General features: G+C 72.5%; 27 protein-coding genes and 1 tRNA gene. 12 read left to right on the top strand and 16 right to left on the bottom strand.

The features are described from left to right. Positions 1-40: 40 nt before the first annotated feature. Complete coding sequence (locus AB0K15_RS06120; protein WP_364046120.1) at positions 41-1,078, bottom strand: phenylacetaldoxime dehydratase family protein; 1,038 nt, start codon at positions 1,076-1,078, stop codon at positions 41-43. A gap of 220 nt (positions 1,079-1,298) precedes the next feature. Beyond that, the gene (locus tag AB0K15_RS06115; protein WP_364046118.1) at positions 1,299-2,006 is read right to left on the bottom strand and encodes an SDR family oxidoreductase; all 708 of its coding nucleotides are present in this window, start codon (positions 2,004-2,006) and stop codon (positions 1,299-1,301) included. A gap of 78 nt (positions 2,007-2,084) precedes the next feature. On the opposite strand from AB0K15_RS06115, the gene AB0K15_RS06110 reads away from it, so the two are divergent. Then, positions 2,085-2,546 (top strand): helix-turn-helix domain-containing protein, encoded by a 462-nt coding sequence (locus AB0K15_RS06110; protein ID WP_364046116.1) that lies wholly within the window; start codon positions 2,085-2,087, stop codon positions 2,544-2,546. A 4-nt stretch (positions 2,547-2,550) separates the two neighbouring features. Here AB0K15_RS06110 and AB0K15_RS06105 read toward each other — a convergent pair whose 3' ends face one another. The 4 genes from AB0K15_RS06105 to AB0K15_RS06090 all read right to left on the bottom strand — a co-directional run bounded on the left by AB0K15_RS06105 (position 2,551) and on the right by AB0K15_RS06090 (position 5,934). Then, positions 2,551-3,354 carry an SDR family NAD(P)-dependent oxidoreductase gene (locus AB0K15_RS06105; RefSeq protein WP_364046663.1) on the bottom strand — a complete coding sequence of 268 codons (804 nt, stop codon included), beginning with the start codon at positions 3,352-3,354 and terminating at the stop codon, positions 2,551-2,553. Positions 3,355-3,512: 158 nt separating this feature from the next. Continuing rightward, positions 3,513-3,998, bottom strand: a complete 486-nt coding sequence (locus tag AB0K15_RS06100; RefSeq protein WP_364046114.1) for a hypothetical protein — start codon at positions 3,996-3,998, stop codon at positions 3,513-3,515. A 95-nt stretch (positions 3,999-4,093) separates the two neighbouring features. Beyond that, on the bottom strand, positions 4,094-5,308 hold the full coding sequence (locus tag AB0K15_RS06095) for an alginate lyase family protein (protein WP_364046112.1): 1,215 nt from the start codon (positions 5,306-5,308) through the stop codon (positions 4,094-4,096). 137 nt (positions 5,309-5,445) lie between these two features. Continuing rightward, positions 5,446-5,934 (bottom strand): MarR family winged helix-turn-helix transcriptional regulator, encoded by a 489-nt coding sequence (locus tag AB0K15_RS06090; RefSeq protein ID WP_364046110.1) that lies wholly within the window; start codon positions 5,932-5,934, stop codon positions 5,446-5,448. Between the two features lie 118 nt (positions 5,935-6,052). Between AB0K15_RS06090 and AB0K15_RS06085 the strand changes: the two genes are divergently transcribed. Further along, complete coding sequence (locus AB0K15_RS06085) at positions 6,053-6,793, top strand: SDR family oxidoreductase (RefSeq protein ID WP_364046108.1); 741 nt, start codon at positions 6,053-6,055, stop codon at positions 6,791-6,793. Beyond that, positions 6,790-7,659: a TIGR03620 family F420-dependent LLM class oxidoreductase gene (locus AB0K15_RS06080; protein ID WP_364046106.1), complete on the top strand. Its 870-nt coding sequence runs from the start codon at positions 6,790-6,792 to the stop codon at positions 7,657-7,659. The genes AB0K15_RS06085 and AB0K15_RS06080 overlap by 4 nt, the downstream gene beginning before the upstream one ends. Here the strand turns inward: AB0K15_RS06080 and AB0K15_RS06075 are convergent. Beyond that, a complete protein-coding gene (locus AB0K15_RS06075) occupies positions 7,644-8,699 on the bottom strand; it encodes an alkene reductase (protein ID WP_364046104.1) in 1,056 nt (351 codons plus the stop codon). The genes AB0K15_RS06080 and AB0K15_RS06075 overlap by 16 nt on opposite strands. Before the next feature lie 118 nt (positions 8,700-8,817). Between AB0K15_RS06075 and AB0K15_RS06070 the strand changes: the two genes are divergently transcribed. From AB0K15_RS06070 to AB0K15_RS06055, 4 genes are all read left to right on the top strand, one after another. After that, positions 8,818-9,447, top strand: coding sequence for a PAS domain-containing protein (locus tag AB0K15_RS06070; RefSeq protein ID WP_364046102.1), 630 nt, complete (start codon positions 8,818-8,820; stop codon positions 9,445-9,447). After that, complete coding sequence (locus AB0K15_RS06065) at positions 9,431-10,564, top strand: aminotransferase class I/II-fold pyridoxal phosphate-dependent enzyme (RefSeq protein ID WP_364046100.1); 1,134 nt, start codon at positions 9,431-9,433, stop codon at positions 10,562-10,564. The genes AB0K15_RS06070 and AB0K15_RS06065 overlap by 17 nt, the downstream gene beginning before the upstream one ends. Then, positions 10,561-11,493: a hypothetical protein gene (locus AB0K15_RS06060; protein ID WP_364046098.1), complete on the top strand. Its 933-nt coding sequence runs from the start codon at positions 10,561-10,563 to the stop codon at positions 11,491-11,493. Before AB0K15_RS06065 ends, AB0K15_RS06060 begins: the two co-directional genes overlap by 4 nt. Before the next feature lie 108 nt (positions 11,494-11,601). Further along, complete coding sequence (locus AB0K15_RS06055; protein ID WP_364046096.1) at positions 11,602-12,555, top strand: alpha/beta hydrolase; 954 nt, start codon at positions 11,602-11,604, stop codon at positions 12,553-12,555. 678 nt (positions 12,556-13,233) lie between these two features. Here the strand turns inward: AB0K15_RS06055 and AB0K15_RS06050 are convergent. The 5 genes from AB0K15_RS06050 to AB0K15_RS06030 form a co-directional block, all read right to left on the bottom strand. Further along, positions 13,234-14,751, bottom strand: a complete 1,518-nt coding sequence (locus AB0K15_RS06050; RefSeq protein WP_364046094.1) for a helix-turn-helix domain-containing protein — start codon at positions 14,749-14,751, stop codon at positions 13,234-13,236. A 54-nt stretch (positions 14,752-14,805) separates the two neighbouring features. Beyond that, positions 14,806-15,261 carry an HNH endonuclease gene (locus AB0K15_RS06045; protein ID WP_364046092.1) on the bottom strand — a complete coding sequence of 152 codons (456 nt, stop codon included), beginning with the start codon at positions 15,259-15,261 and terminating at the stop codon, positions 14,806-14,808. A 35-nt stretch (positions 15,262-15,296) separates the two neighbouring features. Beyond that, positions 15,297-15,370 (bottom strand) — tRNA-Cys (locus AB0K15_RS06040). A 438-nt stretch (positions 15,371-15,808) separates the two neighbouring features. Continuing rightward, a complete protein-coding gene (locus tag AB0K15_RS06035) occupies positions 15,809-16,171 on the bottom strand; it encodes a hypothetical protein (RefSeq protein WP_364046090.1) in 363 nt (120 codons plus the stop codon). Between the two features lie 115 nt (positions 16,172-16,286). Further along, positions 16,287-17,141, bottom strand: coding sequence for a LysR family transcriptional regulator (locus AB0K15_RS06030; protein ID WP_364046088.1), 855 nt, complete (start codon positions 17,139-17,141; stop codon positions 16,287-16,289). A 69-nt stretch (positions 17,142-17,210) separates the two neighbouring features. Between AB0K15_RS06030 and AB0K15_RS06025 the strand changes: the two genes are divergently transcribed. Both AB0K15_RS06025 and AB0K15_RS06020 read left to right on the top strand, forming a co-directional pair. Further along, complete coding sequence (locus AB0K15_RS06025) at positions 17,211-18,218, top strand: EamA family transporter (protein ID WP_364046086.1); 1,008 nt, start codon at positions 17,211-17,213, stop codon at positions 18,216-18,218. Continuing rightward, complete coding sequence (locus AB0K15_RS06020) at positions 18,178-19,089, top strand: hypothetical protein (protein ID WP_364046084.1); 912 nt, start codon at positions 18,178-18,180, stop codon at positions 19,087-19,089. Before AB0K15_RS06025 ends, AB0K15_RS06020 begins: the two co-directional genes overlap by 41 nt. 30 nt (positions 19,090-19,119) lie before the next feature. On the opposite strand, the gene AB0K15_RS06015 is transcribed toward AB0K15_RS06020, so the two are convergent. Then, positions 19,120-19,536 carry a Fur family transcriptional regulator gene (locus AB0K15_RS06015; RefSeq protein WP_364046082.1) on the bottom strand — a complete coding sequence of 139 codons (417 nt, stop codon included), beginning with the start codon at positions 19,534-19,536 and terminating at the stop codon, positions 19,120-19,122. Positions 19,537-19,838: 302 nt separating this feature from the next. Between AB0K15_RS06015 and AB0K15_RS06010 the strand changes: the two genes are divergently transcribed. Continuing rightward, on the top strand, positions 19,839-20,213 hold the full coding sequence (locus AB0K15_RS06010; protein WP_364046080.1) for a hypothetical protein: 375 nt from the start codon (positions 19,839-19,841) through the stop codon (positions 20,211-20,213). Between the two features lie 79 nt (positions 20,214-20,292). Here the strand turns inward: AB0K15_RS06010 and AB0K15_RS06005 are convergent, their stop codons facing one another. Further along, positions 20,293-20,760, bottom strand: coding sequence for a hypothetical protein (locus tag AB0K15_RS06005; RefSeq protein ID WP_364046078.1), 468 nt, complete (start codon positions 20,758-20,760; stop codon positions 20,293-20,295). A gap of 109 nt (positions 20,761-20,869) precedes the next feature. Between AB0K15_RS06005 and AB0K15_RS06000 the strand changes: the two genes are divergently transcribed. Continuing rightward, positions 20,870-21,598 carry a TetR family transcriptional regulator gene (locus tag AB0K15_RS06000; protein WP_364046076.1) on the top strand — a complete coding sequence of 243 codons (729 nt, stop codon included), beginning with the start codon at positions 20,870-20,872 and terminating at the stop codon, positions 21,596-21,598. Here the strand turns inward: AB0K15_RS06000 and AB0K15_RS05995 are convergent. Then, a complete protein-coding gene (locus tag AB0K15_RS05995) occupies positions 21,552-22,235 on the bottom strand; it encodes a hypothetical protein (RefSeq protein ID WP_364046074.1) in 684 nt (227 codons plus the stop codon). The two genes, AB0K15_RS06000 and AB0K15_RS05995, sit on opposite strands and share 47 nt — an antisense overlap. A gap of 76 nt (positions 22,236-22,311) precedes the next feature. On the opposite strand from AB0K15_RS05995, the gene AB0K15_RS05990 reads away from it, so the two are divergent. Beyond that, the gene (locus AB0K15_RS05990) at positions 22,312-22,665 is read left to right on the top strand and encodes a DUF488 family protein (protein ID WP_364046072.1); all 354 of its coding nucleotides are present in this window, start codon (positions 22,312-22,314) and stop codon (positions 22,663-22,665) included. Between the two features lie 401 nt (positions 22,666-23,066). Here the strand turns inward: AB0K15_RS05990 and AB0K15_RS05985 are convergent, their stop codons facing one another. Further along, on the bottom strand, positions 23,067-24,692 hold the full coding sequence (locus AB0K15_RS05985) for a M4 family metallopeptidase (protein ID WP_364046070.1): 1,626 nt from the start codon (positions 24,690-24,692) through the stop codon (positions 23,067-23,069). Between the last annotated feature and the right edge of the window lie 4 nt (positions 24,693-24,696).

The raw sequence follows: 24,696 nt of genomic DNA, 5'->3' as shown, positions 1-24,696 counted from the left end.
GCGGTGCGCTGCCCGGCCGGGGGCGGCGCACCGGGAGCGCTCACCGGACCGCGCGCAGCAGGCCGGTGCGGTCGTGGCAGCCGAGGTAGCGGAACTCCTGCTCGCCGGCGTCGGTCACGGTGACCTCGTGGTAGAGCCGCAGCCGTGCCGCCGGCGCATGCGTGGACAGGTACTTCATGGCGGCGCGGAAGATCGCGACGTGCGTCGGGTGCGACTCGGCCCACGCCTCGAGGTCGGCGAGGCTGTGCCACCAGCTCATCCCGTAGCTCTTGTCCGTCTCGGCGCCGGTTTCGTCGGTGACGCGCACGTACCGGTTGGCGTAGCAGCCGATGCCGAGCCCGTCGTCGCGCAGGAACTCCATGCCGGCGCGCAGCACGGGTTCCACGTCGCCGAGGTACATCCCGCGTTCGTCGCCTTCGGTCTCGGTCCACTCCTGGCCGGAGCGGATGAGGCACAGGTTTCCCTGCGGCCGCACGGTGACGACGCCCGTCTCAGGATCGGTCTGCGCGGTCGGGCGGGCGCCGGGTTCCAGCCGGTCGGTCTGCGCGACCGGCAGCCGGTCGCGCGCGCCGCCCCAGTAGCCGTGTTCGTGGATCTCACCGCTCAACTTGTCCGCGGCCACGGACACGCCTTCGGTGCGGTCGCTGGAGAACAGTGTCTCGAACCGCCGCACCCCGGGGCGCACGACCTCGCTGAAGAACCCGGCGTCGGGGGACCGGTGCTGCGGGCCGGTCCACGCTTCGCGGGCCTTCGCCCAGCGTTCGTACGCGGCGGGGTCGGTCCAGTAGAAGGTGGTGAGCACAGTCGCGTAGCCGGCCTCGTCGACGAACCGCGCCCGGTCGTGGTGGTCGGGCGCGTGCTCGCCCGAGCGCGCGGCGTCGAGCTCCGCGAGCGCGGCGATCACCACCGACGGTGGCTCCGGTGTTCGGTACTGAACACCGAGGTACGCCCTCACCACCTGGTCGACGCCGGGGTCGAAGCGCGCGGAGAACGACGGGTACGGCGGGTGGAAGCTGTCCGGCTTGCGGCGCGGGTGGACCCGGTCGACGCGCAAGTGCTCGGCGATCGAGGATTCCACGGCGTCACCCCGCCGTTTCGTGGTGGGTCATGGTGGCCTCCGGGGACGTGGTGCCGTTGTTGCCGACCGAACGTAGGCACCGGGGCCACCTGTGACTTGCTTCACCGCGCACCGGGAGTTGCTGCACAGCGCACATCCGATTCCGAACAGCTCGGACATCGGACGCTCCACAGTGGAGTCACCGCGCCGGCTCACCACGACGGGCTCGCACCCGGCCGGCTCACACCGTCGCGGTCAGCTCCGGGTACAGCGCCGCCACCGGACCGGACAGGTTTGCCTTGATGTCGCGCGACGTCTTGTCCGCCAGTACCTCGAGCGCGCCCTCTTCCAGGCCGTCGTAGATCGCCGCCACGATGTCGCGCGGGTCTTCCTTCTCCACGGTCAGGGCCTTGGTCATCGGCGTGTCCGTGTAGCCGAGGTGCGCGCCGAGCACCTGGGTCTTCTGGCCGGCGAGGTCGAGCCGCAGCGAGTTGGTGATCTGCCACAGCGCGGCCTTGCTCGACGAGTACGCGCCCGACTTGGCCAGCCAGCTCAGCGCCGAGTGGATGTCGACGAGGGCGCCGCCGCCGTTGGCTGCCAGCACGGGAGCGAACGCCTGCGCGACGGCGAGCGCGCCGAAGACGTTCGTCTCGTACACCGCGCGCACCTCGGCCAGCGGCACGGTGAGCAGGCTCTGCCGCCCGCTGACACCCGCGTTGTTCACCACCACCGAGGTGTCCGACGCGGCCGCGGCCGCGTCGGCGACCGAGGCCTCGTCGGTGACGTCGAGGGCGAGCGGCACCACGCGCTCGTCGTCCCACTGGCGTGGCGTGCGAGCCGTGGCGTACACACGCCGCGCGCCGCGCTCCAGCGCCTGGTCGACGAACTCGATGCCGAGCCCGCCGTTGGCCCCGGTGACCAGGACAACCGCATCCTGCAGACGTGTCATGACTCCTCCAGCTCTTGCTTGGTAATTCCAAGGTAGCAAGCTGGCTCCGAAATGCCAAGTGTGACGTACGATGGGGTCATGAAGGCCATGGCGATCCCGACGAACAGCCGCTGCTCGATCGCGCGCAGCCTGGAGGTGCTCGGGCAGAAGTGGAGCCTGCTGATCGTCCGCGAGGCGTTCCGGGGGCGGACGCGCTTCGCCGAGTTCCAGAAGATCGGCGTGCCGACGGATCTCCTCGCGTCCCGGCTGGAGTCCCTGGTCGAGGCGGGAATCCTCGCGCGGCGGCCGTACCGGGAGCCGGGACAGCGGGCCCGCGTCGAGTACGTGCTCACCCCCGTCGGTGAGGACGTGCTGCCGGTGCTGGCCGCGCTGTCGGAGTGGGGTGACGAGTACCTCCCGACCGGGCACGGCCCCGCGACGATCTACGTCGACACGACCGACGACCGGCCTGTGCACCTGGCGTTCGTCGACGAAGACGGCCACGTCGTCGACCCGGCGAAGGTCGCCTACCGTCGCGGGCCGGGAGCTCTCGAAGACTGAGGCTTCAGGCGCGGTCGGCGAGCACGTCGTCGGCGTCGGTGCTCAGGGCCAGCTCACGCTGGGCGGTGAGTGCGTCGAGGCGTTGCCGCCACGTCGTGGTGATGGCGTCGTAGGCCGCGGCGCCGAAGACCAGCCGGCGGCGCGCGGGCGTGGTGCTTGCGGCGGCGATGATCGCGCGCGCGATCTTCGCCGGATCACCCGCGACGGCGTGGCGCAGCGTGGTTTCGTCCATCCCGCCGGCGAGCGCGGCGCGCACTCGGCCGAGCACGCCGTTCGCGTAGGCGGGCAGCGGTTCGGCCTGCGCGAGGTTGGCGTTGAACGCCGTGCGCGGGCCGCCCGGGGCGATCAGCGTCACCGAAATCCCGAACGCCGCCAGCTCCACCGCCACCGACTCGAAGAAGCCCTCGACGCCGAACTTCGACGCGTTGTACACGCTCATGCCCGGGTCGGGCACGTGGCCGCCGGAGCTGGACATCTGGATGATCCGCCCGCCGCCCTGCGCCCGCAGCCACGGCGTGACCGCGCGCGTGAGGTGGATCGGGCCGAGCAGGTTCACGGCGAGCTGCCGGTTCAGCAGCTCGTCCGACAGCTCCTCGGCGGCACCCAGTGCACCGAAGCCGGCGCTGGAGAACACGACGTCGATGCGGCCGAGCTCGCTGAAGGCCTGCTCGACCGTCGCGTGGACGGTCCGGGAGCCGGTGACGTCGAGCTCCGCGGTCCACAGCCGATCGCCGTGCTGCCCCGCGAGTTCTTTCAATGCCGGGCTCGGCTCGCGGCTCGTGGCGGCGACGCGGTGACCGCCGGCCAGCAGCTGGGCGGTGACCTCGAGCCCGAAGGACGGCGCCGGCGCCGGTGATGAACCAGATCTGAGTGGGAGCGGGCACGGCGGAGTCCTTTCGGCAGGCGTCCGCCAATGTCGTCATCGGCAACAATCTAGTCAACGACTACATGAGCCGCCGCGGCCGCTCAGTCGAAGCGGGAGTCGTCGCCCCAGATCTTGTCCTCGGCCGACTCGCTCGACGGCGACACGCGGATCACGGCCCCGGTGGCATCGATGTCCAGCACGGTGATGGTGATCCGGTTTGCCAGGCTCACGTTGCCCTCGCCGCGGAAGTGGCCCCGGGTGTCGGGCAGTTCGGTGCGGTCGACGGCGAAGTCCAGCCGATCCGGCGCCGACTGCGTGAGCGTCAGCCGGCGCGTGGCGAACCGCGCGTCGAGCGGCACGGTCACCGAACCGTGGATGAGCACGTCACACGAGCCGTCGCGGCACGCGGTGAGGTCGGACCCGTCTTTCGCGACCAGCGAATGCGACGTCGTCGTGGTGGGCTCGGCCGGCACCGTCGAGACGGACGGCGGCGTCACGATCGGCTCGGGCGGCGGCGGGGGTGGCTGCGGCGGCGTCGAACAGCCCGCCGCGAGCAGCAAGAACGAGCAGGCGAGCGCTTTTCTCATGCGCTCTTCGTAGCACCTCGCCGGGCCGGTGGGCGCGGCTTCGCGGAGTCCGGGGCCGCCGCGCTCGGCACGGCGGCCCCCGGAACCCGGACCGGTCAGGCGGGATTGTCGCCGTGGGTCAGGGTTTCCCATGAGACGAACAGGTTGTTGCTGCCCTGGGGGCGGTGGCTCGTGGTGTAGCTCTGGGTGTTGGTCATGGCGATGCCGAGGCGGTTGTGCAGCGCGTTGTACCCGACCTCGGTCACCGGGCCGAGGCCGCGCTTGACGGTGCCGCCGCAGAGCCACGACGGGGCGGCGGTGAGCTCGTACTTGGTCTGGAAGCCCAGGGCCTGGCGCAGCCGCTCGCCGATGTCGGTGCCGTAGAGGTCCTGGCCCTGGATGCGGGAGGTTTCGGCCACCTCGGCGATCGCGGCGATGCCGTAGCCGGTGTGGACGAAGTCGCGGCAGGTCTCCTGGGTGAGACCGTCGACGAAGGTGGACTGGCCCTGCCAGTAGCCGATGATCTGGTCGCGGGTGTTCAGGCCGCTGCCGGGCACGGTCTTGGGCAGGGCGCCGTCGGAGCTGAGGTAGATGAACGCGGGCACGCGGTTGCGGTAAATCGACATGCCGCGGTCGTAGATCGTCTTGTCCTCGAGGAACACGCCGATGCCGACGATGGCCTCGGCGATGCTGAGCTCCCAGTTGCCGGTGCGCCCGTCGCTGCCCTGGATCTCGTTGTAGTAGACGTTGCGCAGCATGGTGGCGAACCGGCCGGAGTTGGGCCAGGTCCCGTAGGCGTACTTGATGATCTCCGCCGCGCGCGGCCACGTCGAGGCCGACCACGCGGTCTGCAGGTGGGCGTTGTCGCTGGTGTGGTCCTTGATGGTGGCCGACCACGCGTCCATGATCTGGATGGCCTTGTTCGCGTAACGCGCGTCATGGGTCACGTACCAGGCCAGGGACTGGGTGTACGCGGCGATGGCGTCTTCGCGCTCGTCGGTGCAGCCGTTGTTGGGCATCGAGCTGGGCCCGCAGTCGACCACGGCGCGCGGGTGCGGTGTGTAGGACAGCGAAGCGTACTTCGAGCCCATCATCGAGTCGTACGCCTGTTTCTGCGGCTGTGTGCCGGCCTGCACGCGCTGGCGCATGGTGTCCAGCTGGGCCCGGCTGACCAGCACGCCGGGGTGCGTGAAGGTGGCCGGCGCGGTCGGTGCCGCGGGCGCGGCCGGCTGGGCGGAGGCCGCCGGGCCGGTGGTGATCACCACGGCGGTGGCGGCCGCGGCCGCCAGGCAACGAACGAACTTCCGGTGCATGAGCTGCCCTTCGTCCACGACTTTGAGAACAGGGCGCAGGCTGGCGGACCGTGCGTGAAAAGTGAATTTACTTCACCCCGGTTGGTCTGGTCCACTTGGAGCGAAAACCGTGTGCCACTGGCGGGGACGGCTTTTTCCTTGCGGCAGCGGCAGTCTCACGGCGGGGGCAGCGTGCCGCGCGCGAGGATGTTGGCGTAGATGTTCTCCATCGCTTCGGTCAGGGGGGTCAGCAGTTCCGCGGGCAGCCCGTCGAAGAAGAGGTTGCGCACCAGTTCGACGTGGCCCGGCGCCGCTTTCTCCAGCAGCTCGCGGCCCTGCGCGGTCAGCGTGACCTCGGTGGCGCGGCGGTCGCTGCTCGACGTCCGCGCGTCGACGAGCCCGCGCGTCGCCATGCGCCGCACGTGGTGACCGGTACGGCTGCGCTCCCAGCCGATCTGGTTGGCCAGCGCGGTCATCTGCATCCGCTCGCCGGGGGCGTTCGCGAGCGCCGTGAGCACGTCGTAGTCCGGCATGGACAGGTCGCTGTCGGTCTGCAGCTGGCGGTTGATCTCGTAGCTCAGCCGCAGCTGGACGCGGATGTAGGCGAGCCACGCGCGCTGCTGCCGCGCGTCGAGCCAGGGGTCGTCTTTGCCTTTAGGTGACATGTCCCGTAATCTGTCGTAGTGGTCGGCGGTGGAGCGAAGGGCCCCATTGTCCCGCGGAGACCGGCCGAGCGGAACGACCACGCCTGGGCCGGGTGATTACACGGACGGGAACACAGCAATGAACGCACTACAGGGGAAGACCGCCGTCGTCACGGGTGGCACGAGCGGGATCGGGCTGGCGACGGCCCGGCTGTTCGCGGCCGAGGGCGCGCGCGTCTTCGTGACCGGGCGCCGCAAGGACGTGCTGGACGCCGCCGTCGCGGAGATCGGCGGCGACGTGACCGGGGTCCAGGTGGACAGTTCCGATCTGGCCGACCTCGACCGGCTGTACGAAACCGTCGGCGGGCCGATTCACGTGCTGTTCGCCAACGCGGGCGGCGGCGAGTTCGCGACGCTGGAGCAGGTCACCGAGAAGCACTTCGACGATACCTTCTCCACCAACGTGAAGGGGACGCTGTTCACGGTCCAGAAAGCGCTTCCTCTGCTGGTGGACGCCGCTTCGGTGATCCTGACCGCCTCCACCGCGGGCACGAAGGGCAACGAGGCTTTCGGCGTGTACGGCGCGTCGAAGGCGGCCGTGCGCTCGTTCGCGCGCACGTGGGCGCAGGAGCTGAGCGGGCGCGGGATCCGCGTCAACTCGATCAGTCCCGGTCCGGTCGACACACCGGGGATCTCGGGGCTCGTCGGCGGGGGCGAAGCGGCCGTGCAGCTCGGGTCCGCGCTGGCGGCGACCGTCCCCTTGGGACGGATGGGCCGGCCGGAGGAGATCGCTTCGGTGGCGCTGTTCCTGGCGACCGACGCGAGCAGCTTCGTGACCGGCACCGAGCTCTTCGCCGACGGCGGGGCGAACCAGGTATGAGCGTCGAGCTGGGCCGCGCCGGTGTCTGGAGCGTCGAGCTGCGCACGGCCGCGCCGGGTGAGATCACCGACGCCGCCGCCGAGCTCGACGAGCTGGGCTTCGGCGCGCTCTGGATCCCGGGGATGGGTGGCGGCGACATCGTCGGAGACCTCGAGCGGCTGCTCGCGGCGACCCGGGCGCTCACGGTCGCGCCGGCGGTGTCGAGCATCTGGCGCCATCCGGCGAAGGAGCTGGCCGCGGGCCACGCGCGGCTCACCGGTGCCCACGGCGACCGGGTGCTGCTCGGTCTCGGCGTGAGCGACCCGGGCACCGCCGCCGAGCACGGCCACGATTACCGGCCGCTGCGCGACATGGCCGTGTACCTCGATGAGCTCGACGCCGAGCCGGAACCGGTGGCGGCGGAGCGGCTGATCCTCGCGGCGATGGGACCGAAGATGGTCGGTCTGGCGCGGCGGCGGGCCGGCGGGACGCACCCGTTCCTCGTCACCCCGGACTACTCGGCGACGGCGCGCGAACTGCTCGGTACCGGGCCCCTGCTCGCGCCGTACCAGGCCGTGACCCTGGAGCGGGACCCGGCGAAGGCGCGCGCAGCCGGCCGGGGTTTCCTCGCCGGGTTCTTCGGGGCGCCTGCCTACCGCAAGAGCCTGCTGGCGCAGGGGTTCACGGAAGCCGATCTCGCCGACGGCGGCAGCGACCGGCTCGTCGACGGCATCCTCGCCCGGGGCGATGTCGACGCGATCGGCAAGCGCGTGGAGGAACACCTCCAGGCGGGCGCGGACCACGTGGCCCTTCACGTACTGGGCGGTGACGGGATGCCGTTGCCGCAGTGGCGTGCGCTCGCCGGGCTGGCTCAGAGCGTCGGGTAGTCCGTGTAGCCCTCGGCTCCGCCGCCGTAGAAGGTGGCGGGGTCGGGGGTGTTGAGCGCCGCGCCGGTCTTCAGGCGGGTGACGACGTCGGGGTTTGCCAGGGCCAGACGGCCGAGGGTGACGAGGTCGGCGAGGCCGGTTTCGACGTCGGCGGCGCGTTCCTCGACGGTGGCGCCCGGGCGGGTCAGCAGCAGGGGACCGGGGAACGCCGTGCGCAGCTCGGCCAGGAGCGCGTCGTCGCCGTGGTGGGTGACGTGGAGGAAGGCGAGGTCGAGGCGGGCGAGGGCGCGGACCAGGTGGGTGTAGGTGGCCGGCCCGGTCTCGCCTTCGTCGATGCCGAAGCCGCGCAGGCCGGGGGAGAGGCGCACGGCTGTGCGGTCGGCGCCGATCTCCGCGGCGACGGCCTCGGTCACCTCCAGGGCGAACCGGGCGCGGCCGGCGATGCTGCCGCCGTACGCGTCCGTGCGGTGGTTGGCGTTCGCCGAGAGGAACTGCTGCAGGAGGAACCCGTTGGCGCCGTGGACTTCCACGCCGTCGGCACCGGCCTCGATCGCGGCGGCGGCCGCGCGGCGGAAGTCGTCGACGGTCGCGCGGACCTCGGCGGTCGAGAGCTCGCGCGGTGGCGGGACCTGCCGGTTGCCGCTCGGGGTGTGGATGCCGACGCCCGCCGCGACGGCCGACGGCGCGACCGGCACCCGGCCGTGCGGGGTGTTGTCGGGGTGTGCCACGCGGCCGGCGTGCATGAGCTGGATGAACAGGTGCCCGCCCGCGTCGTGCACCGCCTTGGTGACCTGCTGCCAGCCGGCGATGTGCGCGTCGGTGTGGCAGCCGTGGCTGAGCAGGAACCCCTGCCCGTCGGCCGACGGCTGCGTGCCGCCGGTGATCAGGAGCCCGAGCGACGCTCGTTGCGCGAAGTACTCGGCGTCGAGCGGGGTGGGCGATCCGTCGGGCAGTGCGCGGTTGCGCATCATCGGCGACAACGCCAGCCGGTGGCGCAACCGCATGCGGCCGACGTCGAGGGGACTCCAGAGACCGGGCACGCGGGTTCCTTCCCTCGGCTGCCTGACTGTCTGTACTGGATCGTACAGAACGAAGTGTACGGTTCGGTACAGTGGGTGGCTGGACTCTTCGTCCACGCTGGATGTAGTGTCCAGATCCATGGACGGGAGGACGGCGCGCTGGGCGCCGGTGTGCGAGGCGATCGTGCGCCTGCTTTCGCCGCACGCTGAGGTGGTGCTGCACGACCCGCGCACGGACTGCGTGCTCGGCATCTGGAACGCGTTCTCCGGGCGCGAACCCGGGGACCCGTCGCTGCTCGGCGAGCTCGACGGTTTGCGGCCCGCGGGCAAGGACGTCTACGGCCCGTACCCGAAGTCGCTGCCCGACGGGCGCCGGCTGTCGAGCGTGAGTGCCGTGGTGCGAGACGAACACGGCAACGCCGAGGTGGTGTTGTGCGTGAACGTCGACCGCACGGCGTTCGACCAGGCCGCGCAGGTGCTGTCGGGGTTCGCGGCGCCCGTGACCGGGCAGCCCCAGGCGTTGTTCGAACGCGACTGGACCGAGACGCTCAACGACGTGGTGGGCGAGTTCGTTCGCGATCACGCGACCCCGGTCGAGGTGTTGACCCGCGAACAGCGCCTGGTGCTTCTCGCCCGCCTGGACGCCGCCGGCGTGTTCGCGCAGCGCCGATCCGTGCCCGTGGTCGCACGCGCGTTGCGCATCTCCCGTTCGGCCACCTACCAACTGCTCGCCGAGATGCGCAAGGAGCCCGATGCCGACGCTTCCTGACTTCCGTCTGGAGACGTACTTCTCCCGCTGGGAGTTCACCGCCCGCCACCACCTCACGGCGTCCGACGTGCAGACCATGACCGTCGCCGAACTGCTGGCGCTGGCCGACGACGACGGCCGCGAACGCTGGGAGACCCTCGCTCTCGGCTACACCGAGACCTACGGCCTGCCCGCGTTGCGCGAGGAGATCGCGGCGACCTACACCGAGGTCGGTCCCGAGCACGTGCTGTGCTTCGCCGGCGCCGAAGAAGGTCTCTACCTCGCCATGCGGACGTTGCTCGAACCGGGCGACCACAGCGTGGTGATCACGCCGAACTACCAGGCCGCCGAGACGATCCCGCTCTCGATCGGCGAGGTGTCCGGCGTCGCGCTGCGGCCCGAGGACGGCTGGGCGCTCGACGTCGCCGAGATCGAACGGCAGCTGCGGCCCACCACGCGCCTGGTGTCGGTGAACTTCCCGAACAACCCGACCGGCGCCGTGCCGGACCTCGAGACCTGGACGCGGCTCGTGCGCCTGTGCGAGGAGCGCGGCGTGCTGCTGTTCAGCGACGAGGTCTATCGCGGGCTGGAGCTCGACCCGTCGGCGACGCTGCCGCAGGCCGCCGACCTGTCCGCGTCGGCGCTCTCGCTCAACGTGATGTCGAAGGCCTACGGGCTGCCGGGCCTGCGCGTGGGCTGGATCGCCTGCCGCGACCCGGAAATCCTGGGGCGGCTCGAGCGGGCCAAGCACTACACGTCGATCTGCAACTCGGCGCCGAGCGAGGTGCTCGCGCTGATCGGGCTGCGCGCGCGGGACGCGATCCTGGCGCGCAACCGCTCGGTGATCGAGGAGAACGTGCCGAAGTTCGCCGCGTTTTTCGAGAGTTACCCGGATCTGTTCGATTGGGCACCTCCGCAGGGCGGCTGCGTGTGCTTCCCGCGGTACCTCGGCGCCGACGGCGTCGAGGCGATGTGCACCGAGCTCGTCGAGCAGCGCGGCGTGCTGCTGCTGCCGGCGAGCATCTACCGATCCGATCTCACGGCGACGCCGGACGACCGGTTCCGCGTCGGCGTGGGCCGTCTCGGTCCGGACGAAGGGCTGGCCGCGTGGGCGGAGTTCCTGGAGGCGCGGCGATGACGCTGGACGTGGTGGGGCTGCCCGAGATCGAGGCCGTGGCGACGCGGGGGCTGGTGTTCGACGCCGTGCGTGGCGCGTTGATCGCGCACGCCGAGGGCCGCGCGCAGATGCCGGCCCCGATCGCGATGTGGTTCCCCGAGGCCGGGGGCGATTGCCACGTGAAGGCCGGTTACCTCGAGGGTGCTTCGCACTTCGGCGTGAAGGTGGCGTCGGGCTTCTACGGCAACGCCGGGCGCGGCTTGCCGACCAACAGCGGCCTCATGCTGGTCTTCGACGCGTCGACCGGCGTGCCCGCCGCGGTGCTGGCCGACGAGGGCTGGCTCACGGCGTGGCGGACGGCCGCCGCCGGCGCCCTGATCACGCACGCGCTGACCCCGCCGGACGTCGACGAGGTGGCGGTGTTCGGTACGGGACTCCAGGCGCGGCTGCAGGTGGAGTGGCTCGCGGACCTGCGGCCGCTGACCCGGGTGCGGGTGTGCGGCCGGCGGCCCGAAGCCGTTCGGACGCTGTGTGCCGAGCTGGGCGAAGCCGGGCTGACGGCCGTGCCCGCGACGGCGGAGGAAGCGGCGGCCACGCCCTGCGTGATCACGGCGACGGCGTCGACGAGCCCGGTGGCGCCGGCGGAGGCGTTCGCCGCGGTGCACGTGACCGGGATCGGCACCGACCTGCCGGGCAAGGCGGAGCTGCCGGCCGGGCTGTTCGCCCGCGCCACGACGATCGCGACCGACGACCACGCGCAGTGCCTCGCACACGGCGACTTCGGCAACGCCGTGCGGGCCGGGACGGTGGCAGACGACGCGGACGTGCCCGTCGGGCTGGTCCTGCGCGACGGCGTGCGGGATCGCTCCGGCCTGACGATCGCCGATCTCACCGGCGTCGGCGTGGCCGACGCGGCGGTGGCGACGGCCGTGTTCCGGCACCTGGGCTGAGCTCCGCCGCGTGGCGGGCCGGGGGCCACGGGTCGGCGACGCTTGGCGGATGAAGGCGGCGGGCGGCGACCGGGAGGATGGACGGCACCCGCACTCCTGGAGGCCCGCATGGACTACGCGTTCGATCCCGAGATCGCCGCCGCTCTCCCGATGATCCCCGACACCGGCGGCCTGAGGGATCTCGCTTTGGCGCGCGAGAAGATGAAGGAGATGACGGCCGAGCTGGTCGGCGACGTCGACGAGACCGGCGTGACCGTGCGCGACACCACCGTGCCCGGCCCCGAGGGCGCGCCTGATGTGGCTGTTCGGATTTACACACCGAACACCATCGCGTCGCCCGCGCTGCTGTTCTACGTGCACGGCGGCGGCTTCATCGTCGGCGACGTCGACATCGACCACGCGGGCGTGATCGAGCTCGCGCGGGACCTCGGGGTCGTCGTGGTGTCGGTGGACTACCGGCTCGCGCCCGAGGCGCCGTACCCGGCCGGCCTGGAGGACTGCTACGCGGCGCTCGTGTGGTCGGCCAAGCACGCCGACGAGCTCGGCATCGACCCCGACCGCGTGGTCATCCACGGCGCCAGCGCGGGCGGCGGCCTGTGCGCCGCGCTCGCGCTGCTGGCGCGCGACCGCGGCGGGCCGGCCATCGCGTTCCAGTTCCTCGGCATCCCGGAGATCGACGACCGCCTGCAGACGCCCAGCATGCGCCGCTTCGACGACACTCCACTGTGGAACCTCCCCAACGCCGAGTTCAGCTGGGACTGCTACCTCGGCCCGGGCGTCCGCGGCACCGACGACGTACCCGTCTACGCCGCCCCCTCCCGCGCGACCGACCTGGCGGGCCTCCCGCCGGCCTACGTCTCGGTCATGGAGTTCGACCCGCTGCGCGACGAGGGCATCGCCTACGCCCAGGCCCTGCTGGCCGCCGGCGTGACCACCGAGCTGCACCTGTTCCCCGGCACCTTCCACGGCTCCGCCATGGTCCGCCACGCGACCATCACCCGCCGCGAGGCCGCGGAGTCCCGCGCGGTACTGGCACGCGCGCTGGGCGTGGAGCTGAGCTGACGGTCCTGTCGATGACGCGGCGTCCGGGTGGTGGCCCGGGCGCCGCGTTTTCGTTGTGCGGCTTGGTTTCGCACGGCGGGCGTGGCCGGTCGGGTGTGGTGGGCCGGTTGGTGTCGGCTGGGCGAACCGGGTGTGGTGGTGCCGGCCGGGCGAGCCGGGTGCGGCGGGCTGGCCAGTGTCCGGGCTTGGCTGAGCTGGGTGTGGTGGGCTGGCGGCCGGGCGAGCCGGGTGCGCGTGTGCGGCCGGCGGCCCGGGGCCGTTCGGAAACTGTGTGCCGGCTGGGCGAGTCGGAGTGGGCTGGGTCGGGTGTGGTGGGCGAGGCGGTGTGTCGGCAAGGCGAGTCGGGTGGAGCCGGGGCGGGTGGCGCGGCCCGGTCGGCCCCGGCCGTTCGGAAGCTTTGTGCCGGCTGGGCGGGTCGGGTGTGGTGGGCGAGGCGGTGTGTCGGCAAGGCGAGTCGGGTGGAGCCGGGGCGGGTGGCGCGGCCCGGTGGGCGTGTGGCAGGGCGGGCCAGGTGCGCGTGAGCGGCCGGCGGGCCCAGGCCGTTCGGAAACTGTGTGCCGCCTGGGCGGGTCGGGGGCGGTGGGCGAGGCGGTGTGCCGCCTGGGGCGAGTCGGGGTGGGCTGGGTCGGGTGTGGTGGCGAGCCGGTGTGGCGGCTGGGTGAGCCCGGTGGCCCTCGGTCAGGCGCGGTGGGCGAGCCGGCGTGCCAGCAGGGCGAGCCGGGCGCGGAAGCGGCCCGCGGGGTCGTCCAGCGGCCAGCCGAGGGCGTCCTCCGCGTGGGCGAGCCGCGTGGCGACCGAGCTGTGGTGGCGGTGCAGCGCGACAGCGGCCTGGCGCAGGGAACCGGTGCGGCAGAAGGCTTCGAGCGTTTCGAGGTCGGACGCGGCGAGGGCGTCGAGAGCGCGGACGTCGGGCTGGGCGCGCAGGTGGCCGGCGGGGATCTCGGCCAGCAGGGTCAGCGACCCGAGGTTCTCGTGGACCACGAGCGGCTCCGTGGCGGGCACGGCGAAACGCTCCGCGAGCCGCGCCTGCAGCCAGGACCGCCGGGCCTCGAGCCCGGCGACGGCGTCCCCCACCCCGACGCGCACACTCCCGGACGACCCACGTTCACGAGCGCGCAGGGAAAGTGCGTTTTCCAACAACCCCACCACCGTCGCCGGTCCCTCCCGAGGCTGCACCAGCACCGCCGCGACCTCCCCGACCACCGCGACGCGCGCACCCAGCCCCGTGCCCCCTCGCGCAACCAACGCGACGGCCGCCGCCCCCGGGTCGCGCCCGTCCTCCGCCCCGACCGCGACGACCCGCAACGGCCGCCCCGCGTCCAGCCCGAGCAACACGAGCGCCCGCGACCGGTCCTCGGCCGCCGCCCGCTCACCCAGCACCAGCTCCACCAATGCCGGGTCCGCCAAATGCGGCACAACCTGCGGCGCCGGCCCCAGCACCCGCGCGGCGATGGCGAACCGCTCCAGCACGAGATCATCGAGCGGCCCGGGCTCACCCTCCCGCTCGAGCCACACCCGCCCCGCGGTCTCGCCGCCGAGGTCGGTCGCCAGGACGCGAGGTGCTGCCGGGGCCTCGTCGCCGAGGCCGCTCTCCGGGGTGCTTGCTTCGGCAGGAATCTTGCCGTCGTGCGTGCCGCCGTGGTCGGCTGCGCCGGCGCGGGGTGCTGCCGGGGTCTCGCCGCCGAGGTCGCTCGCGTGGGCGGGGGTCTCACGGTCGTGCGCATCGCCGAGGGCGGTCGCCGCGGCGCGGGATCCTGTCGGGGCCTCGCCGGCGAGGTTGCTCCCTTCGCCGGCATCGGTTGCGCCAGCGCGGTGTGCTGCCAGCGCCTCGCCGCGTGGACCGCTCTCCGGGGTGCGTCCTTCGCCAGGAGTCTTGCCGTCGCGCCCGCCGCCGAGGTCGGTTGCCTCGCCCCGAGGTTCGGCCTGCCCCCCGCCGTCGTGCGCAGGCCCGCCCGGCTGGGTGGGCACCGCGCGCGGCGCCGTCCCGGTCGCGCGGGTGCCGTCGGGGCGGAAGCGCAGGGGTGGTGCGGCGCCGCGCTGGAGGCCCGCGACGCATTCGGCCAGTGAGGCCGTGGCGCGGACCAGGTCGGATGTCGTGGCGTGGTGGGCCACGAGCTCGTCGAAGTACGCGATCACCCGTACGGCGGCCTCGGCGTCGGAGTCGACGGCCGAGAGGCGCAACAGCAGCCCCTTCACGGGAGCCAGCCTAGCGCCGCCCGGCCGTCTCGCACAGGTGTCGCATGTGGACGGTCAGCGCGGCAGGTGCAGCTCGTCCCACGTGGGCACGCGCGGGGTGATCCGCAGCGTCAGCCCGGTCTCGGCGAGAGTCCGGTCGGCCTTGCGGGCGTTGCAGCTGCGCGCGGTGCCACCGCACGCGGCGACGGTGTTGAGCCAGCTGGTGCGCTCACCGCCGCGGGACGTCGGGACGATGTGGTCGACCGTGGTCGCGTGGCGGCCGCAGTACGCGCAGGTGTAGCCGTCGCGTTGGAGCACGCCGCGGCGCGACCACCGGGGCGGGCCGGAATAGCGCCACTTCATCACCACGTAGCGCAGCAGCCGCACGACCTTCGGGCGCGGGAAGATGCCCAGGTCGGCGCCGTCGCTCTCGTGGACGACCGCGACGTGCCGCACGAGCATCCGGATCGCATGGGGGACGGAGACGGTGTGCAGGGGCTCGTAGCCGGCGTTGAGGACCAGGACACCCATGGCGACGGGCACCTCCTTTTCGGTTTTCGCTCGGGTGGAGACCGCGACCGGAGTCGAACCGGTTTGACCCGCTTTGCAGGCGGTTCCCTGGCCGTTCGGGCACGTGGTCGGAAAGGGGGATCGGAAATCGGGGTCGGAAAATGGCGCCGAAAATGTCACGAAAACGTCACGGAGAACGAAAAAGCCGCCCTGATCGGTCTCCCGACGGGCGGCTCCCTGCTGCGACGCACTCTGAGTGCGTCACGGCGTGGAGCCTGGTGTCTCGGCAGCGTAGGGCAGGCGCCGAGCATCGCCCGCGATGCCGAAGCACCCCGGACAAGCCTTGCGCTCTTCGCCGCCGAACATTCTCGTCACTCCTCGGTTGGTGGTGTACCACCACATCATGACCGACTTCGCGCGACGGCGTCAACGGTGATAATTCGCCCGGCGAACGACCTCGCCCGCCCCCGGAAATGTTTCGCGGGGCCGTCCACGCGTCCACAGTGGACGGGACGGCCCCGCACCTCCCCGGCCGGCGGGGGTTCCCACCCCGACGGCCGGAGGGAACCTACTTGCAGCGCTTGCCACCCTCGACCGACGGCCACCACGTACCCAGGGGCGGTGCCGGGGTCTTGGTCCAGGTGATCTTCGCGCACTTGCCCTCGCTGCGGGCCTTCTTCGCGGTCACGACCAATGCGCCGAGCGCGACGCCGCACGCGAGGTTGCCGGGCGTCGGGATGTTCTTGCAGACGCGGATCGCGGGCGCGCCTTCGGAGATCAGCTTCGTGGCGCTCTTGCTGAACACCCAGCTGCACGCGAAGAACCCGCAGTCGAGATCGGTGACGGCGGACGCCGGGGCCGGCGCGACGAGCAGGCTCGCGGCCACCAGCGGCGCCGCCAGCAAGGCGGCCCGGAAGCGGAGATTCCTCATGAAACGCCCCCTCCTGTTCGCGTTTGTCCGAAATGGAGCATCCCGCGCGAAGCCGGTGATGTCTGCCCCTGCGCGGTTCTTACGCCCGAAGGGGTGACCGTCCACTGTGGTGGTTTCAGCGGGCCCGGTAGAGCTCGCCCAGCAGCGCCACCGCGGCGTGCGTGGCCGGATGCGGGTCGTGGCCGTGCCAGATCAGCCGCACCGGGACGGGGGCCGCGTCGCGCACTCGGCGGTAGGCGATGCCGTCGCGGCGGTACTGGGTCACGGTGGAGTGCGGCGTGACGCCGACGCAGCGGCCGGTGGCGATGGCGGCCAGCCAGTCGTCGATCTCGTGGGTGGGCTCCACGCGCGGGCGCTCCGCCGGTGGCCACAGGTCGGTGGTCGTGGTGCCGGTGCGGCGGTCGATCACCAGGACGCGTGGGCTCAGATCGGCGAGCGTGACGGTGCGGCGGCGCGCCAGCGGGTCGTCGGTGGCCATGGCGCAGTAGCGGGCCTCGTGGCCGACGGTCGCGTGCGCGTACTTGCGGGTGTCCACGGCCGTGCGCACCACGGCGAGGTCGCACAGTCCCTCGGCCAGCCCGCCCGTCGCCGTGTTGGTGCGGACGAGCAGGAGCTCGACATCGGGGTGGCGATCGGCCCAGCGGCGCTGGAACTCGGCCGTGTGGCGGCCCATCGCGGACCACGCGTGGCCGACGCGCAGCCGGGTGTGCCCCGTGGTGGCCTCGCGCACGAGGTCCTCGGCCTCGGCCAGCAGATGCCGGGCGCGGGCGAGCACCTGCACGCCGGCCGTCGTCGGGGTGACGCTGCGGCTCGTGCGGTGGAGAAGTCGCACGCCGAGTGCGGATTCCAGCGAAAGAAGTGTGCGCGACACCGCGGCTTGGGAGACTCCGAGCTCGATTGCCGCGTCCGTGAACGTTCCCGTGTCCACGATCGCCACCAGGCACCGCAGGTGCCGCAGCTCCAGATCCATGACTCCAGCGTATGCGTGCCGCGATGAATGCATTTTGCGCATGCACCGCCGTGCCGCAGGCTCGCCGGCATGACCCAGGACAACCGCACCGGCGTGGCGTTGATGTTCGGCGGCGCGACCGCGAACCAGCTCGGCGCGGCCACCGCGGCGCTGGCGTTCCCCGTGCTCGGGCCCGCCGGCGTGGTGGCTGTGCGCCAATGGGTGGCCGCCGTGCTGCTGCTCGCGGTGGGACGCCCGCGGTTGCGGTCGTTCACCGCCCGCCAGTGGCGTCCGGTCCTCGGGCTCGCGGCGGTGTTCGCGACGATGAACCTCTCGCTGTACTCCGCCGTCGACCGCATCGGCCTCGGGCTGGCCGTGACGCTGGAGTTCCTCGGCCCGCTCGCCGTCGCGCTGGCCGGCTCGCGTCGCCGAACGGACCTGGCGTGTGCGATTGCCGCCGCCGCGGCGGTCGGAATCCTCACCCGGCCGCGGCCCAGCACGGATTACGTCGGCGTCGCGCTCGCGCTGGTCGCCGCCCTCTGCTGGGCCTGCTACATCCTGCTCAACCGCACCGTCGGCCGCCGCCTGCCGGGCGTGCAGGGCTCCGCCGCCGCGGCGGGCGTCTCCAGCCTGCTGTACCTGCCCGTGGGAATCGTGGTGTTTTGCCACCACCGCCCCACCCCGGCGGCACTCGGCGCGGCGCTCGCCGCGGGGGTGCTGTCGTCGGCGCTGCCCTTCCTCGCCGACCTGCTGGCGCTGCGGCGGGTCCCGGCGCGGTTCTTCGGGGTCTTCATGAGCGTGAACCCGGTGCTGGCCGCGGTGGTCGGCGAAGTGGTGCTCCACCAGCGGCTCGACGCGCCGGCATGGACGGCGATCGCGGTGATCGTGGCGGCCAACACGGTGGCGGCGTGTCGGGTGAAGGGCGCGAACGCGGGCGTCGTACCGTCGGTGCAGGAGGTGGCGGATGGTGCGGATGTCGGACCGCGCGTGGCCGTCGACGGTGATCCCGAGCGACGAGCACGAACGCGCGCAGGCGACCGGTGTCCTGTTCCGGCGCATGGGCTGGGTGACGGAGACGCTGACGCGCGACGAGCGTGAGGACGTCGAGCGTCAGCTCGAGTTCTGGTACAGCAGCGGCTACTGCCCCGACGCGCTGCTGATCGCGCTCAGCACGCTGCCCGACGGCACACGCCAGCGCCCCCGCCAGTCCGGCGAACGCCCCGGCGGCTTCCTGCGCTCGCGGCTCGAAGGCTGGTTCAACGACGCGGCGCAGGCCGCGATGACCGAGGTCCACGAGCCGCCGCGGCGCGGGCAGTCGTTCGAGGCGTGGTTCGAGAACAACCGCCGCCAGGCCGCGGCCGAGGGCACGGGCCGGCGGCGCCCGCGCGTCACCGAGGCGGGGCAGCGCGCGCGTGATGAGGCCCGGACATTCGCGGCGTCCCGGCGTAAAGATCCGCTCGCGCGCCTGCGCGAAAGTGAACAACGCCGGGCCGCGGCGCTCGACAGCCTGCGCGTGGAAGGTGCCGCCACACCCGTGATTCCGGCGTCCCCGCAGGAGACGCGCTCGACCCCGCGGATGGTGGCGTCGTTCGCGGCCCGCCAGTCCGTGGCGGCGAGGTCACCTCAGGTGGTGCGAATCGTCCAACGGCTGCGCGAAGAGAAACGCGGGCCGTCGCCGGCCGAACTAGCCGTGCTGCGCAACGCCGTCCGCGACGCCCACCACAACGCCGGTCTCGGCACCCTCGAAGCGGCGAGCGCGCAGATCGGCGACGACACCTCGGCGCTCACGCCTGAGGGGTTGCGCGTGTTGTCGTTTCTCGATCACGCGGACGAGAGCAGGCTGCCGGTGGAGGCGATGATCCGCCTGCTCACCCTGACCGTCGACGAGACGGCGACTCCCGAGACCACAACCCGCGAGACGGCCTCCCCGGAGGCCGCCACTCCCGAGCCGAACCCGGAGCAGGACTGAGCCCGTCGCAGGACTAGGCCCGTCGCAGGACTAGGCCCGGGCCGCGCACTCGGCGCACAGGCCCCACCACGTGACCTCGGCCTCGTCGATCGTGAACCCCGGCGCCGACGACGGCTGCAGGCACGACGCCGAGCCCACGGCGCACGGCACGTCCTCGATCCGGCCACACCCGCGGCACACCAAGTGGTGGTGGTTGTCGTGCCGGTCGAGCTCGAAGCGCGCGGGCGAGCCGGCCGGTTCGAGCGTGCGCAGCAAGCCGACGCCCACGAGGTCGTCCAGCACGTTGTAGAGCCCTTGCCGCGACAGCCCGCCCGCGCCGGCCTCGACGGCCGCCGCGATCTCGGCGGCCGTGGTGTGCGGGTGGTCCCGCACCGCCCCGAGCACCGCCCGGCGCTGGGCCGTGTTCCGCAGTCCCCTCCGCTTCAGCTGGACCGCGAAGTCATCCATGACCCGATGGTAACTTCGCACCACTCGGTGACACCGACCGAGGGACCCGAGTCACACCGGACCCGGGAAGGCCTGCTCAGGCGCCGTCCTCGTCGCCGACGCCGAACGACTGGCGCCGCGACTGAGAAGACTCCCTCGCAGGCGCCGTGGGTGCACCTGATGCTCACGATCCGGCCGGAAGAGTCCACAAAGGACGTCGATGTCGCCTGGTCACGGCGGTGTTCACCCGATCCGGTGGCCTTCGCGTGTCGAACGGCTGAGCGGGCCCGCCGTCCGCGTGGCTGGACCAGACTCGCCCGGTGATGAACACCTCCCTCGACGACGCCGGCCACTGCCTTCTCTCGGTGGCCTGGAACATCCGCACCGGCGTCCCGCGGGCGGGGGCCCGCAAGGAGGAGATCCGGGCCAGGTTGCAGGCTGTCTGCCGTTCGATGGGGCACGCCGCGTGCGCGCGGGCGGCGGCCGGTTCGCCGCCGGACCACGTGCCGTTCCTGAAGCTCGCCGACCTCGCCTACGAGATCGACACGCTCCTGCTGCTCGTCGACACCGCGCTGGCGCCCGACGCCGACCGCGACCGCCGCCGGTGGGCCGAGATCGAGACGCTCGTCGCCGGTCTGGACGACCTCGTGGACCACGCCGCGACGGTCCTCGGGGGACGGCTCGCGGCCAGCCGCTGACGCTTTCCGCGCACGGGGTGTCCGAATCCTCACCGGGCCGAGTCCCGGGGGCATCCGCCCACCGTGCTGCGCACCGAACTCAGTGGCGGATGCGGACCCCGGCCAGCACCGCGCTGAGGCTCGGCAGCCAGCGCTGCCGCGGGTCGGGGGCGGCCAGCCACTCCGTCGAGATTCCGGGGACCTGCGGGCCGATCGGCAGGGGGACGAGGGCGCCGCAGTCGAGGAGGTCGACGTCGGCGGGCAGGGTGGCGCGCGGGGGGATCAGGCCGTCGGTCTCGGCGAGGATGGCGACCCGCGGGCCGTGCTGCGTGGGCAGGACGAGAACGGGGCCCCGGCACCCGGTGTCGGCGAGGTGGCGCAGCACCGGGCCGGCGGCGAGCTTCGGCAGGGTCACGGCGCACAGGCCGTTTTCGAGCGCGAGGAACAGCCGGCTGCCGTGCCAGCGCACCGACCAGCCGAAGAGGCGGCCGTAGTAGGCGTCGAACCGCTCGTGGGCGTGCTCTGCCGGCGCGAGCTCGGTCGGCTGGAGCTGCTGGTCGAGGCTCATCGTCGACGCCTTCCGGTCGTGGGGGAGTGGTCACAGGGGGCCGAGGTCCGACCAAGAGTCTAACGGCACTCAGTGCCACTAGCAAGGCGGCCTGCTACCGTCTTCGGGCATGACGGAATCGCAGCGCCGCGCGCCGGCCACCCGGGTCGGGGCGACGCCCGCCGGCCGACGGCAGCTGCGCCGCGCGCTGTCCTCGGCGGCCGTGGACCTGTTCGTGGCCAACGGGTACGAGGCGACGACCGTCGACGAGATCGCGGCCGCGGCGGGCGTCGGGCGGCGCACGTTCTTCCGGTACTTCGACACCAAGGACGACGTGCTCTTCGCCAACCACGACGAGATCGTCACGGAGATGGAGCAGGCGTTCGAACGCGCCGACCCGTCGCGCGATCCGGTCGAGGTGGCGTGTTCGACGGTGAGCCTGGTGCTCGACTACTACGCCGCGGACCTCGATGTGTCGCTGAAGCGGTTCACGCTCACGCGGACCGTGGCTTCGTTGCGGGACAAGGAAGTCGCGACCGTCGACCGGTACCAGCGTGTGCTCGCGCGGTATCTGCAGACGCGGTTCGCCGAACAGGGCGACGGCACGGCGAGCCTGCGGGCGGCCGTGGCCGCGGCGGCGATCGCGGCGGCGAACAACCACGTGCTGCGGCGGTGGCTGCGCAGTGGGGGCAAGGACGACATTGCGGCGAGTGCGTCGCGGGCGTTTGCCCTGGTCGGGGAGGCTTTCCGGCCGGCGAGCGCCGAGACGACGGTGGTCGCGGTGTTGAGTACCGCGACGCCGTTGCCGGAGGTCATGGCCCGGCTCGGCGCGGCCTTCCAGGACGAGGACGTGGACTGATAAGTGCACTCAGTGCCATTGGTCGGTGGGCCGTCGTGGCGATCTCGACCGGGTAGCCGCCGCGGAGGACGGCGATCGTCGCGGGTGGCGTGATGACCTCGGCCGTTCCGCGGCGGGGCAGGGTGTGGCGCGGGCCGTAGCCGGCGGTCGTCCAGTCGGTCAGACCGCCGTCCACGACCAGCGCGGGCACGCCTTCGCGTAGGACGAACACCCCGTCCGGGAGCTCCGTCCACGGCAGCTCGTGCAGCCGGCGCCGGCGGCCGGCGAGGCGTTCGGCGTGCAGCTGCCGGTTCATGGCCCGCGCGGACGGCGGCGCGCCGCCCAGCGCCTCGGCCCAGCCGTCGCGGTACCGGACGTAGTCCGCGCGCCGGCACTCCCCGCACGGGCGGTGGCCGGCGGCGAACGAGACGGCCTCGTCGAGGAAGTACAGGTGCGTGTACCGGTGCGGCAGCCACTGCTCGCGCCACCGGCCGCGGAACTCGAGCCGGCAGGTGATCCACAGGTCGCTCGCGTGGGTGCGCACGATCTCGTGTCCGGAGTGGAGGATGCCGCGGTTGCCCGTCCACGCGCCGCGCAGCGGGATCGCGACGATCTCGCCCAGCGGCGTCACGCGATTGCGCTCGGGCGAGCTAGCCACGACCGGCTCCGCGATAGTCGACAGCGCGGTGCTCGACAACGCTGTGCCGGCCGACCGGATGGGCGAGAATGACCCGATGGTCCGCATCGCACGCGTCTACGACCCGCCCGGCCCCGACGACGGCGCCCGCGTCCTCGTCGACCGCGTCTGGCCGCGCGGCCTGGCCAAGGCGAAGGCCGCCCTCGACGACTGGTGCCAGGCCGTCGCCCCCAGCACCGAGCTGCGCAAGTGGTACGCCCACGACCCCGGCCGGTTCGCCGAGTTCACCCGCCGCTACCGCGCGGAGCTCACCGCACCCGGCCCGGCCGCCGACGCCCTGGCGGCCCTGCGCGACCGCGCCGCACAAGGCCCGCTCACGCTGCTCACCGCGAGCCGTGCCCTGGACATCAGCCAGGCCGCCGTCCTGGCGCAGCTGCTCTCGGAAGACTGACACAGCCCCATCGTCCCCGCTCGCGGCACCGAACGCTGGCAGGTTCGCGACACGCACGCGAAAAAGCCGCTGCCGGCAGGCGAAGGACGCGGGCCGCGGCGGGCGGGGTCGTGTGGCTGCCGGGGCGAGTGGCCCAATCGCTCGGGCGTGTTTTGTATCGCCGCGGCGGCGGAGACCGTCAGGTTTGCGACACGCACGCGAAAAAGCCGCTGCCGGCAGGCGAAGGACGCGGGCGGCGGCGGGCGGGGTCGTGTGGCTGCCGGGGCGAGTGGCCCAAGCGCTCGGGCGTGTTTTGTATCGCAGTGGCGGCGGCGACGGCCAGGTTTGCGAAACGCACCCGAAAAGGCCGCCGCCGGCACCCGCGGAAAGCGGGCGCCGGCAGCGGCCGGGAAGGGAAATCCTTACGGGGCCAGGTTCAGCTGCGTGGCCTTCACCGCGTTGGCGACCTGGGTGCAGTCGGCCGTGGTGGTGCCGGCGACGCCGGTGCGGGCGTTGGTGGCGCAGGCGGAGTTCAGGGCCGTGCCGAGGTCCTTGAAGGTGGACGTGGGGCGCAGCAGGTTCTCGACCTTCCACCACAGCGCGATGGCCTTGTCCTCGCCGATGCCGTGGACGGTCTGGCCGTTGAAGGTGTCGCCGTCGGTGATGAGGTAGTCCGTCTTGTCGACGACGCCGGCGTCGATGTGGGGGTCGCCGTTGGCACCGACCCAGAACTGGCCGTTGACGCGATCGGGGCTGGGGCCCTCGCCGGAGTTCGGCGGGTTCTTCATGTCGCGCACCTGCCCGATCGACGAGCCCGCGCCCATCAGCCAGCGGTTGGCGCCCTGCACGTTGACGTCGCCGGACTTGATGGCGATGAACTGGCCCATCACGTCGGACATGCCCTCGTTGAGCGCGCCCGCGTAGCCGTTGCCGAGCTGCGAGGTGTGCTGGGTGACGCCGTGGGTGAGCTCGTGCCCGGTGATGTCCATGGTGGTCACGCCCTCGCCGAAGGCCATCTGCTCGCCTTCCCAGAACGCGTTGGCCCACGGGCACTGCGTGTGGCGGCGACCGTCCGATTCGGTCTCGACCTCGCACATGCGCACGGTGCCTCGCAGGGCCTTGCCCTTGCCGTCGTGGTAGTCGGCGCCGATGTTGGCGGTGAGGTCGTACGAGGCGAACTGGGAGTAGAAGTTCTGTGCGTCGCCGAAGAAGTCGTAGACACTGTTGACGTCCGCCGTCGCGACCGCGGCCTGGCCCTCACCGCGGGTCACGCCGAACGCGGTGCCGACGCCGCAGCGCAGGTCGGCCAGCGTGGCGATGTCGAGGTCGACGACCTTGCGCTTCGCGTCGCACACCACGCGGTTCGTGGCGGCTTCCGACTCGCCCCACACCTGCAGGACCTTGCCGGTGTCGGCGCCGACGACGACCGTCCATTTGTCCTCGGGGTCCACGCCGTTGACGGGCACGAAGTACGTCGGCACGGCGGTGGCACTCGCGCCGTCGCCACCCAGGCTCGCGTCGTACCAGTACGCGGTTTCCGTGCCGGTCTTCAGCACGCCGGCGTCCTTCTGCGCCACCGCGGCATGCGCGACGTCGGCCGCGCGGTCCTGGGCGCCCTTCGCGTCGGCCGGGAACGCGCCCTGCGTGCGCTGCGTGGTCTTGCCGAGCGCGGCCATGAGCGCGCCGCTGCCGTCGAGGTCCTGCACGATCTGCGCGCCGTACACCGGCACCCCGCCGACGTTCTGCTGCAGACGCGCGACACTTCCGCCCGGAAGGGACTGCACGCTGGTGAGCGTGAGGTCGCCGACGGCGAGACCGAACTGCCGGGCCAGGTCCGCGGTGTGCGACTGCGCGGCCGCGGCGGCGTTCCCCGCGAGGCCGCGGGCGGCGGCGACGGGAGCCGCGGGCTGGACGGCGATGACGCGGCCGAGGGAGTCGGTGCTCACCTGGGTCTGCTGGGGCGACGCGCTCGCGGCGCCACCGGCGGCCACGAGGATCGACGAAGCCGTCACTGCTGTCGCCAGCACGGCCAGTCGTTTCGAGGACATACGG

The sequence above is a fragment of the Amycolatopsis sp. NPDC049253 genome, assembly GCF_040678995.1.
Lineage (GTDB): Bacteria > Actinomycetota > Actinomycetes > Mycobacteriales > Pseudonocardiaceae > Amycolatopsis.
Note: the sequence above shows the minus strand (reverse complement) of the source record. Positions and strands in the feature narration are given on the sequence as shown.